Origin of the sequence: Phytoactinopolyspora alkaliphila (genome assembly GCF_010550695.1) — a bacterium.
Taxonomy (GTDB): Bacteria; Actinomycetota; Actinomycetes; order Jiangellales; family Jiangellaceae; genus Phytoactinopolyspora; species Phytoactinopolyspora alkaliphila.
The window spans coordinates 213516-228094 of sequence record NZ_JAAGOB010000005.1 but is presented as its reverse complement, the minus strand read 5'-3'; the positions used below and the strand labels follow the sequence as shown (position 1 = coordinate 228094).

Below are 14579 nucleotides of genomic sequence, written 5' to 3'. Positions count from 1 at the left end.
GCCGTCCGGTAACCTCGTCCGCGGTAGCGTGTCCGAGCGGCCTAAGGAGCACGCCTCGAAAGCGTGTGAGGGGGCAACTCCTCCGTGGGTTCAAATCCCACCGCTACCGCCACGGCGAAGCAGCCCGTCCCCCGGACGTCCGGATGGACGGGCTGTTCGCTTCCCGGGTAGTACGGCGGCATTCCGCATCACGGATGCGGACCGGCGCACCGCCAGTTTGAGGCACTCGCGGCCCTGTCCATGGGACGCTTGTGCTTCCTCCCGCGCCGGGACGGACAGGAAGGGGGAGGGCGTGGACGTCACGACCCTCAACGTGTTCCTGCTCGTGGGTGCGCTCGTCATGGTCGCGGCTATCCTTGCCGTCCGGGCCAGTGTCCGGTTCGGGCTGCCGTTCCTCGTCTTGTATCTGCTTCTCGGTGTCGGTATCGGCGAGTCAGGCCTGGGCATCCAGTTCGACGATCCGAACGTGGCGCAGTCTCTTGCGTACGCCGCGCTCATCGTCATCCTGGCCGAGGGCGGGCTGACCACGCGCTGGGAAGACGTCCGGCCCGCCCTGGGCGTCGGCGTAGCGCTGGCCACGGTGGGCGTGGGGATCAGCACGGCCGTGGTGGCCGTCGTCGGTCACTACCTCCTCGGCCTCGATTGGATCCTGGCCATCCTCCTCGGCGCCGTGTTCGCTCCCACCGACGCCGCCGCCGTCTTCTCCACTCTGCGGAGGGTGCCGCTCGCCAAACGCCTGTCGAGTGCGCTGGAAGCGGAGTCAGGACTCAACGACGCGCCGACCATCGTGCTGGTGGTCCTCGTCAGCACCGGGCGGGTGGCGGAGGACGGCATCGGCATGGCCGCGCTGCTGATCGCGTACCAGCTCGTGGTGGGTGCAGGCATCGGCTACGCGCTGGGCAGGCTCGCCTCGATCGTGCTGGTCCGTATCGCGTTGCCCGCGTCCGGGCTCTACCCCCTGATGGTGATGACGGTGGCGGTGCTTTCCTACGCCACCGGGGCGATGGCCAACGCGAGCGGATTCGCGGCCGTGTACATCGCCGCCTTGATACTCGGGAACTCCAGGCTGCCGCACCGCGCCGCCACCCGGTCCTTCGCCGAAGGTCTCGCCTGGGTGGCACAGATCGGGCTGTTCGTGATGCTCGGCATGCTCTCGTCACCGTCCAGGATGCCCGAGGCGTTCGTGGCCGCGGTCATCGCCGGCGCGGTGCTGACCTTCGTCGCCCGCCCGATGGCCGTGTGGATCTCGACGGTTCTGTTCAGGGTTCCACTGGCCGACCAGCTCTTCCTGTCTTTCGCCGGACTACGGGGAGCCATCCCGGTTGTCCTCGCCACCATCCCGCTTGCCCAGGGGGTCGAGGGCGCCGACTGGTTGTTCGCGGTCGTGTTCATCGTGGCGGTCGTCTTCACACTGCTCCAGGCTCCGGCCCTGCCGTGGGTGGCGAACCGGCTCGGTGTCGGCCCCGGGGTGGCGGCACACGACGCCGAGCTCGAATCCGCACCGCTGGAGCGGATCGAGGCCGACCTGATCCAGGTCAGGATTCCAGACGGGTCCAAGCTGCACGGTGTCAGCATCAACGAGCTCCGCCTTCCGTCCGGCGTCACCGCTCCGCTGCTGGTACGGGATGGAAAGACCGAGGTCCCCGAACGTCAGACCAAGCTCCGGCGCGGCGACGAGCTGCTGCTCGTGGCACCACGCCAGCTTCGTTCGGCCACCGAGAGGCGGCTCCGCGCGGTGGGACGACGCGGCCGCCTGGCCGGCTGGTTCGGCGAGGACGGACGCTGATTCGAGAACGGACGATGCGCTCGGTCCTGACGGGTCCGGTGTTCGCCTCGCGGCGCGGCCGGTGTTCGCCTCGCGGCGCGGCCGGTGTTCGCCTCGCGGCGCGTACCGGTGTTCGCCTCGCGGCGCGTATCGGAATCAGGCGCAGGCGTCGGCGGTGGCGTCGGGCTCGGCTTCGGCCGCCAGGTCGTCGAAGTTCTCGCCGAGGACCAGGTCCACCGTCGCGTTCTCCCGCTCGTCGGGAACCAGCACCGCACCCGGCACCATGGTGGCGACCAGGCTAGCGGCGATTTCGTGTTCCGGATGGGCGCGGACCTCGGCCGATCCCTCGATCGTGGCGCCGAGGGGATCGTTGTCGACATCCATGATGGTGAAGCCTCGGTCCCGCATCTGCGAGGCCACCTGCTGCGCAAGGCCGCTACGGCTGGTGGCGTTGTAGACGTTGAGCTCGATCTCTTCAGGTGGAGGCGCGTCCGTCGGGACGACGGTGGGACAGTCGGTAGCGACCGGCGTGGTGGACGTGTCGTCGTCGGTCGGCGCGACGACGTTGTTCCAGCTGTACCACGCTGCTCCGACCACGAACGCCACGAGCACGAGCAGCGTGATCCCGGTGCGGACGTGCCGCCACGTCTGCCGAGGTGCGGCCTCGTACTCGTCGATCGGTTCTTCGGACTCCATTGATCCTCCGCGTCCGTTCCCTCGCCAGGTCCCGGCGCCTGCGCGAGAGGGCAGCGCCCGCGCCAGGCCGGAGACCGGAGACAGCAAGCGTGCTTCCAGCCCTGAAGCCTAACCCGTGACGACGCGGTTCACCCGGCACGCACGCACCAAGCCGCCGTGTCACGTCGGGCGCCCTTCGACAACGGCTGCGTTCCGACTCTGTCAAAGCTCAAGGACTCGGGCATGGATGACCGGGCGCTGCTGGAGAGCCGCTCGCAACGCACGGTGCAACCCGTCTTCCAGATAGAGTTCACCCTTCCACTCGACCACGTGCGGGAAGAGATCGCCGAAGAACGTCGAGTCGCTGGCCAGCAGCGTCTCGAGGTCCAGGTTCCGCTTGACGGTGATCAGCTCGTCGAGACGAAGCGGCCGGGGAGGCAGCTCCGCCCATTCACGCAGGGGCGTGTCATGGTCCGGATACGGACGTCCGTCGCCTACACGCTTGAAAATCACCTCGCGTAGTCTATAAAGCACCGGGGCCAGGACGTCCACCGACCCACGGTCCGACGGGCTCCTTCACACATCGCGCCGCCATCGCGGGGTAAGCGCGACCGCGACCAGGGCGCGACGCATCGCGGCGCGTACGCGACCGGCCGGGCGCCACGCATCGCGTCACCCGGCGACGAGCGCCTCGTCCCGCCCGCCCAGCCGCCACGGGGTCGTGTCCGCTGCCCAGCCGCCGCTACCATCCTGGACCCCCGCGCGCTGGGTTCTGCCGACGGAGGGCGAATGGCCGTATCTGCGGCGATACGAACGTCCGAAGTGCGAGAGGCTGTTGAAGCCGGCCGCATGGCACACCTCGGTCACGCCCAGATTGGTCGCGGCCAGGAGAGACCGCGCAAATCGGAGCCGCCGGCGCTGCAGGTAGGTCTGGAACGAGACCCCGGTCGTCTCGTGAAAACGCTCGCTGAAGTAGTTCGGCGACAGATGGGCCTGAGCGGCGACGCCGGCGAGGGTCAACGGTTCACGGAAGTGCTGGTCCACGTAGAGAATCGCCCGGCGGATACCGGCATCGGTCTCTTTCGGCAGAGCGTCGTCGTACCCGGAACGGTTGGCGCTGCACCGCCGGGCGAGCGCGATCAGTACGCACTGAAGAAGGGCATACATGACCACGGCCGTCCCCGGGCGCTCGGATTGCGACTCGTCCCAGAGCCGCTCGAAGTCGGCGCGTGCTTCGGTGAAATCATCCACCATCCAGACCGACTCGGCGTCGGCCGGTGGCACCAGGCCTTCGAGTTCGCCGTCCAGAGCAGCCGGATCGATGATCACGTTGTAACACACGAGCACTTCTCCGGGGGTGGTCACGATCTCGTGGAAATCCGCCGGCGTCAGAATGAACGCGCTGCCCGGAGCGAGCCGGTGCCGTGCTCCGTTGACGACGTGGCTCGCCGTTCCGTCGACCACATAGACAAGCTCGTAGAACTCGTGCCAGTGGACTCCTGCCCGATGCACCTGTTGCTGCAAGATGCGGATCTGTGCCTCCGGCACGAGGAACTGGTCCCGGGTGTAGCGCTCCAGCGTAGGCGTGGTCACCGAGCTCGCCTCCCTCTGCGGGAGCCACCCGGCCCGGGCGGCTCCTCGACGCCGCCCAGGAGCACCGTGCGCGTCCTGTCGCGAACAGCGGCGTCGGCGCCGCAACAGGAGTACAAATCGATTTGGCAACCGATTTGTGCTAGCTTATGAACCGGCTTCATAGCTGTCAAGAGCCCTACCGCGGGTCCCGCGACACCGGCTGCCAGGGATGAAGGGGACGAGATGTGATGCCCACATCTGACAGAACGTCCGCGGACGAGCGCACCGAGGGCAAGCGCCCGGATCCGGGCCGAGTCACTATCGCGCAGGTAGCCCACGCCGCGCGAGTGAGCCCGACGACGGTCTCCCATGTGCTCTCCGGCAACCGGCGGGTCTCCGCGATCACGGCGGAACGAGTGCACCAGGCCGTCCGCGAGCTGGGCTACCGGCCGAGCTTCGTGGCACGCAATCTTCGTACCAAGCGGTCCCACATGATCGCCGTGATCGTGCCGGACATCATGAACCCCTTCTACACCGCTCTCGCCCGCGGGCTCGCGGACACGGTGAACGACGCCGGGTACGGCACCTACATCTGCAACACCGACGCCCTGGTGGACAGGGAAGAGAAGTACCTGCAGGACGTGCTGGACCGGGGTGTCGACGGTGTCGCCATGGCGTCTGAACACGTCGTCACGGGCCAGGTTGCCGAGCCGGTGCGGCTGGGCACCCCGTTCGTCTGCATCGGCGGGAGCATCGACCACCCCGAGGTGGATGTCGTCGCCGCCGACGACGAGGAGGGTTCTCGGCTGGCCACGTCGTATCTCATCGAACGGGGGGCACGCCGGGTGGCCATGATCAAGGGCACCGTCGACTCCGGTGTCGCCCGGACCGCGGGCTACCGGAACGCACTCCTCGATGCCGGCCTGGAATTCCGGGAAGACCTGACGTTGCCCGGCCAGTGGACGCGGCAGGGTGGCCGGGACGCCATGCGGGAACTGCTGACCCGGCAGCCAGCTCCCGACGCCGTGTTCTGCGCCAACGATCTGATGGCCATCGGCGCCATGGATGTCATCCGGGAACGCGGTTTGTCGGTTCCCGACGACATCGCGCTCGTCGGCTTCGACGACATCGAGGCGGCGTCACTCGTGACTCCCCCGCTCACGACAGTGACCAATCCAGCCTACGACGCCGGCAACGCGGCCGGCGATCTCCTGCTCAGCCGGATCGGCGACGAACGAACAGGCGCCCGGCGCACGGTCCTGCTGCCGTGTCGCCTCGTGGAACGCCAGTCAGCGTGAGCAGGTCACAACCGCTTTCACGAAACCGGCGGGCTTGTCTTGCGCGAGCCCAAACGCGTCCCCGATGTCGGCCAGCTCGACCCGGTGTGTGACCAGGCCGTCCAGAGACAACCGCCGCGACCTGAGCAACCGCATGCCCACCGACATGCCCCGCAGGATGGTCGGCACCTCACGGAAATGGGCGTTGACAAGGGTAAAGGCCTTCCAGTTCCACTGGCCGAGCGGAAGCTGCCGGTTCTCCCCCTGGTGGAAACCGACCAGGGCGATCTTCCCGCTCATCCTGGTCACGTCGCCGAGTACGCCGAGCGGGCCCTGAGCTCCGGTGATCTCGAAACTGACGTCTGCGCCGGCGCCGTCGGTGATGTCGGCCACGACGGCGGGCAACGACTCCACCCCGACGTCGACGACATGGGTGGCGCCGAGCCGGAGAGCCCGTTCCAGAACGTCCGGGCGGGTGTCGGCGACGATCACGTGGCGGACACCGCGCAACATCACCAGCTGTTGAACCAGGTGGCCCATGAAACCGGCGCCGATCAGGACGACGTCGTCCCCCAGACACACGTCGGCGAGCTCCACGGCATTCACCGCGCAGGCGAGAGGCTCGGCCAGGGCGAGGTCGAGCGGGACGCCACCAGCCGGAAAGCAGTGCTCGGCTTTGACGGCCACGTACTCGGCGAAGCCGCGCTCAGTGACCCAGACGGCCACCGGATCGCCGACGGACACCGATGTCACCTCGGTACCCAGTTCCTCGACGACACCGCTGACCTCGTGGCCCGGAAAGTACGGGAGAGGTGTGTCTCCCCGACCCTGCCAGGCATCCAGTTCCGACGTGCATACGCCGCACACCTCCACGCGGACCAGCACCTCGTCCGGTGCGACTGCCGGCACCGGCTCGTCGAGGAGCTCGAACGTGAAGGGCGCTTTCAGGGCAGCGAGCTTCATGGGACGCCTCGTATCGTCAGTCGCGGTCATGGTGAGAGTATCCGTGCCGTGTAAGCCGGGAGGTCGACCATCAGTACTCCGTCCGAAGCGGTGAACCGGCCGCCGTGAAGCCGGTCTGTCACCTCGGTGCCGGGCGGGAAGCGTGACGGGAGTGTCACATTCGCCCTGACGGGCTCGTCGTGCCAGTTCAGGACGACCGCTACCGGCACAGCGTCGTCGGACCATCGCAGGTAGGCGTAGACCTTGTCCTGGGGTTCCGCCTCGAGCCGGGCGAAACCGCCCGTGCGCAGATTCTGCAGTTCCTGCCGGAGCCTGAACAACCCGGTGTAGTAGGCCCGTAGCCGGAACGGGTCGTCGTCCCAGCCCAGCGGCTGTGTGCCGGCATACGGGTGATAGTCGGCGCCGATCTCGTCGCCCGTGTACGCGCCGGGTATGCCAGGCACGGTGACCATCAGGGCCGCCGCCACCCGGGTCAGTCCCGGGCCGTGCCGGACGACGAAGCGTTCACCGGTGTCGTTGTTGTTGAGGAATCGGAAGACCAGTGAGCCGGCCGGGTATCCCGATCCGTTGTTCGTCAGCGCGGCGTGTAACCGCTCGACCAGACCGTCTGGCGAGACCCACACGTCTTCCCACGCCCAATGACCCAGGTCGTGGTTCCAGTCGTACGCGGCGTCGAAGCCGTTGCCGGCATAGTAGGGATCCCGGGCGCTCGCTTCGGCCAGTAGGAAGACGTCCGGCTTGATCCGCTTGAGCTCGCGGCGCAGCTGGGGCCAGAAGTCCGGCCCGCGCTCCTTGATGCCCCAGGCCGCGTCCACCCGATAACCGTCCACGTCGTACTCGCGGATCCAGAACGACAGCGCCTCAGTGACGAACGTGCGCACCTCCGGATTGCCGAAGTCCAGGTTGGGAAGGTGAACCCAGTCGAAGTAGTGGGTGGCATTTCCCGAGCGGTCCCGGTGGTACAGGTGCCAATGCACGGATCGCCGGCCCCGTCCCAGCGCGTCCTGATAGTACCGGTGCAGCTCGGAGGTGTGATTGGGGACGACGTCCATGAGCACCCGCATGCCGCGGGAGTGCGCCTGGACGACCAGCTCGCGGAAATCTTCCTCAGTGCCGTAGTCCTCGCGGATCGAGAAATAGTCGACGACGTCGTAGCCGGCATGCCGCGGGATCGTCGCGGTCGCCGGCGCGATCCACAACGTGTTTACTCCCAGGTCGCTGAGGTAATCCAGCCTGGCGATCGTGGACTTCAGGGGCGGCTCGCCGAATCGGGCCGGAAGCACCCCGTAGACGAGCGCGTCCCGGATCCAGCGCGGAGCCTCCACGTCGTGATCGGGTATCCGCGGCCGGCCCTCCACCACGGCGAAGGACGTCGTCGCGCAGTCTTCCTCGCCGTACTCGTCGACCACACGCAAGCGCACGTAATACTCCCCATCAACCGTGGGAGGAGTGATCCGTATGGTGCTGCCCCTGACGACGTTCCCGGCGCCGGCGGCCTGCGCGCCCAGCAACGGCAGCCGGGCCGGGTTGCTGTCCCGTTCGGACCAGTAGCATTCTGCCAGCGGCGCACGTGTGGACATGTTCGGTGTGCTGCCGGCCGCGTCCAGGACAACCTGCCCGCTCGTCACGGCGATGCCGATCCGGGCGGTCGGCGCTGCCCGGAGCGGGACCTCGTACATGACCGTTCCCACCGTTCGGCGACCGGAGGAGTCCGAGGTGACAGCCTCGACCGCGTTGGTGCCCGGCGCCAACGGCACCGTGGCCCAGAACCGCCGGTCCGACCTGGTCACTGGGAACTCCTTGCCCCGCACTCGCAGGGCCAGCACGTCGTGTGCGGCGCTGCTGCCGGCGACCCTCTTGCTCCACGCCCACACGTCGCCGTCACACTGTTCCCAGACCACGTCCGCTTCCGCCCGATCCACCCGCCCGGCGGGATCCCACTGCCCGGCTGGATCAGGCCGCCCGGCTGGATCAGACCCAGCTGACGCCCTCGCCACTGAAGCCCTCGACCCGTCAGGCGTTGGCGTATACGTTGCCGGCCTCGTCGGCACCTCGGCCGAGCCAGATCTTCCAGCCCGGGTTCTTCTCGGGGTACACCCGCACGGACGTCGGGAAGTACCGCATCGTGTAGCCGGTTCGCCGCCGCGAGCTGGTGTTGGCATGAGCGCCGTGGATGATGCGGCCGTCATGCAGTGAGCACTCGCCGGGCTTGAGTTCGAAGTCCACGCCCTTCGACTCGTCGACATCGACGATCTCGGCGTGGAACGTATTCACCGACTGGTCCACAGGCGAATACTCCGAGAATCCGTTCGAGTGGGTGCCCGGGATGACGCGCATGCAGCCGTTCTCCCGGTCGCTGCCGTCGAGGGAGAGCCATACCGTCACGATCCGGTCGTAGGCGCTCAACCGTCCCTCCCAGTAGGCGGAGTCCTCATGCCATGGCGTCGCCCGCCCGGTGTGTGGCTCCTTGGAGATGAAATGGCTCGACCACAAGGCGATATTCGGTCCGATCAGCGGCTCAACGAGATCCAGTACCTCGTCGGCGAGGAGGAACTCGAGCAGGCGTGGGTCCCGGAAGTGCGGTGTGTCGAGTTCGTCGCTGAGCTTCTCGCCCTTGTCCGCGAGATGCTCGGCGAAGATGTCCGACAGGCGGTCGAACTTTTCGGCGGAGAACAGTTGCTCGTTGTGGAGTAGGTATCCGTTCTTCCGGAACGCCTCGACTTCTTCCGACGATAGCTGTCGCATCTATAGTCTCCTTCTTTCCACTGGGCGCCGTGCGAACAGGCTGTTCCTGCCGCCGTGACCACCTGTTCGTGAGGCGCGCCGGTCTCAGCGCGACTGCCCCGGTTACGGACACTAGGACAGCCGTGCGGCGACCTGCTCGACTTATTTTCCGCTCTCCTCGATCTATGTTTGGGGGTTTGGCTCGCACCCTGATATCGAGTGGCTGAACCCCGTTATTCTCCTGGCAAGACGTGGCCATGGCCGAGCACTCTGGCGTCCGCGTCTGGCCATGCCGCAAGCGTGCGCCCGACGAACCAGGAGGCAAAGTGAGGCAGAAATCTGTACGTCGCCGAGCAATGACGCTCGGCATTGCCGTCATGTTGTCGGCGGCTGCGGTGAACTGTGGCTCTGATGGCGGCCAGGCCGACGAACCCGGTGCGGCCGGACCTGTCGAGGAACCGGACGAACCCGTGACGATCACTTTCTCGTCCTGGGTAGGCTCCGAGGAAGGCATGCAGCGGCTGTACGAGAAGTTCCAGGAGGAACACCCGAACATCACGGTCGAGTTCCATGACGTGCCCGCAGAGCAGGCACGACAGAAGCTGACCACGCAGATTGCCGGCGGCAACCCGCCGGACGTGGCCTATGTCGACGCCAGTGATGTCGTGACCTTCGCGTCACGCGATGCTCTGGTCAATCTGGACGGCTACCTCGAGCACAGCGACGCGATCGTTCCGGACGATTACGTCGAGGCGTTCAGGGCCTTCGCCAGCTACGAAGACAGCTTCTACGGCCTGCCCTTCGACGGAGAGTCCACCGGGCTGTTCTATCGGACCGATCTGTTCGACGAGGCCGGAATCGAAGGCCCGCCCACCACGTGGGAACAGTTCCAGGACGCGGCGGAGACATTGACCAAGCCAGGTGAGCAACAGTACGGCTACCAGATCTTCGCACCCGAGGCGGCCTATTACTGGTATCCGTGGCTGTGGCAGGCCGGGGGTGAACTGCTCAGTGAGGACGGGTCGACCGTCGAGTTCAACTCCGACGCCGGTAAGGCTGCCGCGGAGCTGTACGCCGGGCTGGCCGACGTCTCCGCTCCGGACCACCTCAACTCGAACTCCTACGACGGGCGCATCGCCTTCGCCAATGGCCAGGTGGCCATGTACATGGCAGGTGCCTGGTTCGCCGGTGTTCTGGACGAAGAGTTCCCGGACATCTCCGACAAGTGGGCCACCGCTCCGTTGCCGGAGGGGGACGCGGGCTGTGCCACCACCATCGCCGGGGACGCCCTGGTCATCTTCGCCGGAACCGAGAACGCCGACGCGGCGTGGACATGGATCGAGTTCCTCGGTCATCCCGACAACGTCGCCGAGTGGACCTTCGAGTCCGAGGGCACACTCCTCCCGCCGTACCAGAGCCTGCTCGACTCGCCGGAACTGATCGAGGCGAAGCCCGTTCTCGAAGGCTTCGCTGAGGCGATGACCTGCGGCAAGGGCAACGTCATCCACAATCCCAAGTGGGCAGAGGTGGAAGAGACCCTCAACGAGGAGCTTGGGAAGGCGATCTACGGCGAGAAGACCGGCGCCGAGGCGGTCGACGCGGCCGCCGAGGCGGCGAACCAGATCCTCGCTGAATGAGGACGATGAGAACGAACGTCGGTGCGCGCCCGGACCGGACGTCCGGGCGCGCGCGACCCTGGGCAGCCGGCCAGCGGCCGGCCAAGGGCTGGCGCCGCACGCTGTGGCGGATGGCGCGCAGTTGGGACGCGTACCTCTTCCTGGCGCCCGGGCTTCTGCTGTTCTCCGTGTTCACCCTTTTCGCGCTGGGTTTCGCGTTCTACCTGACGTTCCACGAGTGGAGCATCATCCAGCCCGACAAGCCGTTCGTCGGGCTGGGCAACTACCGGGATCTGCTCGACGACGAGCGCTTCCGCCGCTCGGTCTACAACACGGCGTATTTCACCGGAGCCTCCGTCCCACTGACCATGATGGTCGGGCTCGTCGTCGCGCTGCTGCTCAATCAGCCCTTGCGGGCACGCGGCATCCTGCGGGTCATGTACTTCCTTCCGGTGGTGACCCCGTTCGTCGTCGTCGCCATCATCTGGAAGTGGCTGTACAACGGCGATTTCGGGCTCTTCAACTATTACCTTCTGAAGGCGAACCTGATCGAAGAGCCGCTGCTCTGGCTCGCCGACAAGAACCTGGCCATGCCCTCGATCATTCTGATGAGTGTGTGGGCCGGCGTCGGCTTCTCGATGGTGGTGTACCTCGCCGCGCTGCAGGCCGTGCCGGAAGAGCTCTACGACGCCGCCAAGGTCGACGGCGCCGGCGCGTGGGCACGGCTGCGGTATGTGACCATTCCCATGCTCCGGCCGGCCACGCTGTTCCTCATGGTGATGGGGATCATCGGTTCGTTCCAGATCTTCACGCAGATCTTCGTCATGACGCAGGGCGGCCCGGTCGATCGCACCACCACGATGATGTTCTACATCTACGAGGCGGCCTTCAAGTTCTACGAGATGGGATACGCGAGCACGCTCGCCTACGCACTGTTCGCGATGCTTTTCGTCTTCACGCTCCTGCAACTCCGCCTCTACCGAAGGGCATACGAGTGACCTCTCCCCTCGGTGCGTTGAGAGTCCGCGGCCGTGCCGGGTCCGCCGACCGCCGGACCGGTTCTGGCCAGGGCCGCGGCCGGCGCTCGCTGCCGGTCCTGCTGGCCTACGCGATCCTGGTGCCCGGCGCCCTGCTCTTCGTGGCACCGTTCGCGTGGCTCGTCAGCGCGTCGTTCCAGCACGTGGGCGACATCTTCTCGTGGCCGCCGCAATGGATTCCCGAGGACCCCACTCTGGACAACTACAAGACGTTCTTCGGGATCCCTACGGAGAGCACGAGGTCCGGAGCATCCGCGGATGTCCTTCGGTGGTTCGCCAACAGCGTCTTCGTGGCCAGCTCCATCACGGTCCTGCAGCTGTTCTTCAACGCCATGGCCGCCTATGTGTTCGCCAAGCGGACCTTCCCGGGTCGCGACACGATATTCCTGCTCTTCCTCGCCACCTTGATGGTGCCACCGCAGATCACCCTGATCCCGAACTATCTGGTCCTCAAGCACATCCCGCTCTTCGGCGGCAACGACATCCTCGGGCAAGGCGGCCATGGCTGGCTGGATTCCTACTACGGACTGATCCTTCCCGGCTCGGTGAGCGCCTTCGGCATCTTCCTGCTCAGGCAATACATGCTCACGATTCCCGACGAGCTGCTGGACGCCGCACGTGTCGACGGCGCCGGGGAGTTCCGGGTCTTCTGGCGCGTGGTACTTCCGCTCTCCGGGCCCGCACTGGCCGCGACCGCGATCTTCACGTTCATCTACGCGTGGGAGGACTTTCTGTGGCCGCTTATCATCATCTCCAGCCCTGAGCACTACACGATGCCCCTGGGGCTCGCGCTCTTCGTCGTGAAGAACCGGACGGCGTGGGACATGCTGATGGCGGGCTCGGTGGTCGCCACCATTCCCGTACTCGTCATTTTCATGATCTTCCAGCGCCATTTCATCAAGGGAATCTCCCTCAGCGGACTCAAAGGCTGAGCAGCTCCATAGATATCGAGTCCAGGGCAAATTACTCTTCATCGAGACTTCGATGCGTGTCGTCTTCTCCTCAATCTCACGACCCCACCGGCAAGTGCAACTGCGACTGAGACACAGGTGACGACGAACAGCACGTCGTAGGCGTGCTCGACACCCCGCGGAATCATCGAGACGACGACACCGTCGGCCCATTGACAAAGCGCCTTCGGATGAAAATATCCGCTCTCCAGCCCCGTCATTGCTGGCGCTCGCTGGGGTTCGAAAATGCCAAAACGCTCTTCAGAGCACTGGTAATGCGGCTCGTTGCCCACCATCAGCACCACGAACACTTGATAGACGTACAGCAAGCCCGCCAGATACCCACTGACAAGGGCACACCAAGGCGCCGCCGTGACCAACGGTCGCATATTCATTAAACGATAACCATTGCCCTCACCCGTTCACCATTACTAGCTAGTCGGTACAGTTCTCCAACGCCGCAGTTAGTCTAGTGCCCCGCGCCACCCCGCGGCACTACCCAGACGCACGAAAGCTGGGGCTGTCTTACCCCCGGCGGCCGGCCGGCCCTCCCCGCAGAACTACGTCGAGTTCCCGAAGTTCCATCCACTACTGCCGAACAAAGGCGCGGCGCCGGGTGCCCGAGAATTCTTACGCTTGTGCAGACGTCGAATCATCCTCCGTGCGATCGCCACTGTCGTTCGACGAATTCGGACGACCTCCTGCGTGCCGCAGAGCCGAGCCCTCTCATGTTCGACCCGGAAGGGGAACTATGCGCAATGACCGGAGAATCACGCGTCGTTCGGCGCTCTTGGGTGCCGGCGGGCTAGCCGCTGCCGGCGCGCTCGGTGTGTCCACGGCCCCGGCCGCGAACGCCGGGTATCGCCGCCTCGCGGGAACGCCGTTGCGGGATCAGGCGCTGAGCCGTGGAATCATCTACGGCGCGTCAACCACCACCTGGCAGGTGGAGCCGGATCCTGACTACAGCGCGCTGTTCCAGCGCGAGGCGGGAATCATGTTCACTGAGGACGACCTGCTCTGGTGGCGGCTGAAGCCGACACCGGGCTCCCCGCTGGACTTCTCGCACGCCGATCGGATCATCGCGTACGCGGAAGCCAACAATCAGCACGTCTTCGCCGCCCATCTCGCCTGGGACGAGGGGTTCGGTGAAGGATGGACCGACGATGACCTGTGGGGTATGTCTGAGCAGGAGGCACGCGACACGCTCTTCCCCACCATCCAGGCCATGGTGGCCCGGTACCGGGGCCGGGTGAAGACCTGGCTCGTAGCCAACGAGGTCACCGATCCCTACGACAGCGACGCCAACATGCTGCGGGACGGCGTTCCCTGGTACGCCACCATCGGCCCGTCGTACGTGGCGGAGTCGTTCCACCTCGCCCAGGCGGAGGACCCGGACGCGTTGCTGCTGATCAACGAGTTCGGATTCGAGACATCGTCACGGCGCTCCGAGGCGGCGGACCGGCGGGCTGCCTACCTGCAGGCGATCGACTATCTGCTGGGCCAGGGAGTGCCGGTGCAGGGCGTCGGCATCCAGGCTCACCTGGAGGCGAAGTCCTTCGCCTCTCGATTCAACCAGAGCGCGTACCGGGCCTTCCTCGCCGAGATCGCCGCGCGTGGTCTTCCGATCATGATCACCGAGATGGATGTCCTGGACGACGGACTGCGCGGCAGCGCCATCGACCCGGGCGTCGCCGACGTGTACGCGCGCTACCTCGACGTAGCGCTCGACGAGCCCGCGGTCAAGGTGGTGATGAACTTCGGCCTCTCCGACCGGTACAGCTGGCTGGAGGAGGACCGTCCGCGGCGGGACGGCACGCCCCGCAGGCCGCTGCCGTTCGACGCGGACCTGCAGCCGAAGCCGGCCTATGACGCGGTAAGCAACGCCTTGCTCAACGCGCCGATACGCACGCCGATCTGGTGATCCGACCCCCGGGGCGCGGCCATGACGGCCGCGCCCCCTTTGTGCACACGACCCCGCCCGGCTCCCGCCCAGGACCCGT

Annotated in this window: 13 protein-coding genes and 1 tRNA gene; 7 read left to right on the top strand and 7 right to left on the bottom strand. The window is 66.3% G+C overall.

Annotated elements, in window-relative coordinates; genetic code table 11:
- Positions 1 to 22: 22 nt before the first annotated feature.
- Both G1H11_RS11235 and G1H11_RS11230 read left to right on the top strand, forming a co-directional pair.
- Positions 23 to 112, top strand: a tRNA-Ser gene (locus G1H11_RS11235).
- Between the two features lie 180 nt (positions 113 to 292).
- Positions 293 to 1786, top strand: coding sequence for a potassium/proton antiporter (locus tag G1H11_RS11230; RefSeq protein WP_163818645.1), 1494 nt, complete (start codon positions 293 to 295; stop codon positions 1784 to 1786).
- A 135-nt stretch (positions 1787 to 1921) separates the two neighbouring features.
- Here G1H11_RS11230 and G1H11_RS11225 read toward each other — a convergent pair whose 3' ends face one another.
- The 3 genes from G1H11_RS11225 to G1H11_RS11215 all read right to left on the bottom strand — a co-directional run bounded on the left by G1H11_RS11225 (position 1922) and on the right by G1H11_RS11215 (position 4033).
- Positions 1922 to 2461, bottom strand: a complete 540-nt coding sequence (locus G1H11_RS11225; protein ID WP_163818644.1) for a LytR C-terminal domain-containing protein — start codon at positions 2459 to 2461, stop codon at positions 1922 to 1924.
- Between the two features lie 201 nt (positions 2462 to 2662).
- On the bottom strand, positions 2663 to 2953 hold the full coding sequence (locus tag G1H11_RS11220) for a type II toxin-antitoxin system VapB family antitoxin (protein WP_163818643.1): 291 nt from the start codon (positions 2951 to 2953) through the stop codon (positions 2663 to 2665).
- Positions 2954 to 3112: 159 nt separating this feature from the next.
- Entirely contained in the window at positions 3113 to 4033 is a 921-nt protein-coding gene (locus G1H11_RS11215; protein WP_163818642.1) for a helix-turn-helix domain-containing protein, read from the bottom strand.
- A gap of 227 nt (positions 4034 to 4260) precedes the next feature.
- Here G1H11_RS11215 and G1H11_RS11210 point away from each other — a divergent pair, with 227 nt between their 5' ends.
- Positions 4261 to 5310 (top strand): LacI family DNA-binding transcriptional regulator, encoded by a 1050-nt coding sequence (locus G1H11_RS11210; protein ID WP_163818641.1) that lies wholly within the window; start codon positions 4261 to 4263, stop codon positions 5308 to 5310.
- Here the strand turns inward: G1H11_RS11210 and G1H11_RS11205 are convergent.
- From G1H11_RS11205 to G1H11_RS11195, 3 genes are all read right to left on the bottom strand, one after another.
- Positions 5302 to 6282 (bottom strand): alcohol dehydrogenase catalytic domain-containing protein, encoded by a 981-nt coding sequence (locus tag G1H11_RS11205; RefSeq protein ID WP_163818640.1) that lies wholly within the window; start codon positions 6280 to 6282, stop codon positions 5302 to 5304. The genes G1H11_RS11210 and G1H11_RS11205 overlap by 9 nt on opposite strands.
- A complete protein-coding gene (locus G1H11_RS11200) occupies positions 6279 to 8174 on the bottom strand; it encodes an alpha-amylase family glycosyl hydrolase (protein WP_163818639.1) in 1896 nt (631 codons plus the stop codon). Before G1H11_RS11200 ends, G1H11_RS11205 begins: the two co-directional genes overlap by 4 nt.
- Positions 8175 to 8265: 91 nt before the next feature.
- A complete protein-coding gene (locus G1H11_RS11195; RefSeq protein WP_163818638.1) occupies positions 8266 to 8997 on the bottom strand; it encodes a phytanoyl-CoA dioxygenase family protein in 732 nt (243 codons plus the stop codon).
- Between the two features lie 335 nt (positions 8998 to 9332).
- Between G1H11_RS11195 and G1H11_RS11190 the strand changes: the two genes are divergently transcribed.
- From G1H11_RS11190 to G1H11_RS27015, 3 genes are read left to right on the top strand one after another with little or no spacing between them, the layout of a single operon-like run.
- Complete coding sequence (locus tag G1H11_RS11190; RefSeq protein ID WP_163818637.1) at positions 9333 to 10613, top strand: ABC transporter substrate-binding protein; 1281 nt, start codon at positions 9333 to 9335, stop codon at positions 10611 to 10613.
- Between the two features lie 5 nt (positions 10614 to 10618).
- The gene (locus G1H11_RS11185) at positions 10619 to 11590 is read left to right on the top strand and encodes a carbohydrate ABC transporter permease (protein WP_163818636.1); all 972 of its coding nucleotides are present in this window, start codon (positions 10619 to 10621) and stop codon (positions 11588 to 11590) included.
- Complete coding sequence (locus G1H11_RS27015; RefSeq protein WP_216843669.1) at positions 11587 to 12561, top strand: carbohydrate ABC transporter permease; 975 nt, start codon at positions 11587 to 11589, stop codon at positions 12559 to 12561. Before G1H11_RS11185 ends, G1H11_RS27015 begins: the two co-directional genes overlap by 4 nt.
- 38 nt (positions 12562 to 12599) lie before the next feature.
- Here G1H11_RS27015 and G1H11_RS11175 read toward each other — a convergent pair whose 3' ends face one another.
- Positions 12600 to 12968: a hypothetical protein gene (locus G1H11_RS11175; protein WP_163818635.1), complete on the bottom strand. Its 369-nt coding sequence runs from the start codon at positions 12966 to 12968 to the stop codon at positions 12600 to 12602.
- Between the two features lie 362 nt (positions 12969 to 13330).
- On the opposite strand from G1H11_RS11175, the gene G1H11_RS11170 reads away from it, so the two are divergent.
- Positions 13331 to 14500, top strand: coding sequence for an endo-1,4-beta-xylanase (locus G1H11_RS11170; RefSeq protein WP_163818634.1), 1170 nt, complete (start codon positions 13331 to 13333; stop codon positions 14498 to 14500).
- The last annotated feature ends 79 nt before the right edge of the window (positions 14501 to 14579 follow it).

Excerpts from the sequence above, each read along its gene's own strand:
- G1H11_RS11210 (WP_163818641.1), top strand. The coding sequence starts at position 4,261 with ATGCCCACATCTGACAGAACGTCCGCGGACGAGCGCACCGAGGGCAAG.
- G1H11_RS11195 (WP_163818638.1), bottom strand. The coding sequence starts at position 8,997 with ATGCGACAGCTATCGTCGGAAGAAGTCGAGGCGTTCCGGAAGAACGGA.
- G1H11_RS11185 (WP_163818636.1), top strand. The coding sequence starts at position 10,619 with ATGAGAACGAACGTCGGTGCGCGCCCGGACCGGACGTCCGGGCGCGCG.
- G1H11_RS11170 (WP_163818634.1), top strand. The coding sequence starts at position 13,331 with ATGCGCAATGACCGGAGAATCACGCGTCGTTCGGCGCTCTTGGGTGCC.
- G1H11_RS11225 (WP_163818644.1), bottom strand. The coding sequence starts at position 2,461 with ATGGAGTCCGAAGAACCGATCGACGAGTACGAGGCCGCACCTCGGCAG.
- G1H11_RS11175 (WP_163818635.1), bottom strand. The coding sequence starts at position 12,968 with ATGCGACCGTTGGTCACGGCGGCGCCTTGGTGTGCCCTTGTCAGTGGG.
- G1H11_RS11190 (WP_163818637.1), top strand. The coding sequence starts at position 9,333 with ATGACGCTCGGCATTGCCGTCATGTTGTCGGCGGCTGCGGTGAACTGT.
- G1H11_RS11205 (WP_163818640.1), bottom strand. The coding sequence starts at position 6,282 with ATGACCGCGACTGACGATACGAGGCGTCCCATGAAGCTCGCTGCCCTG.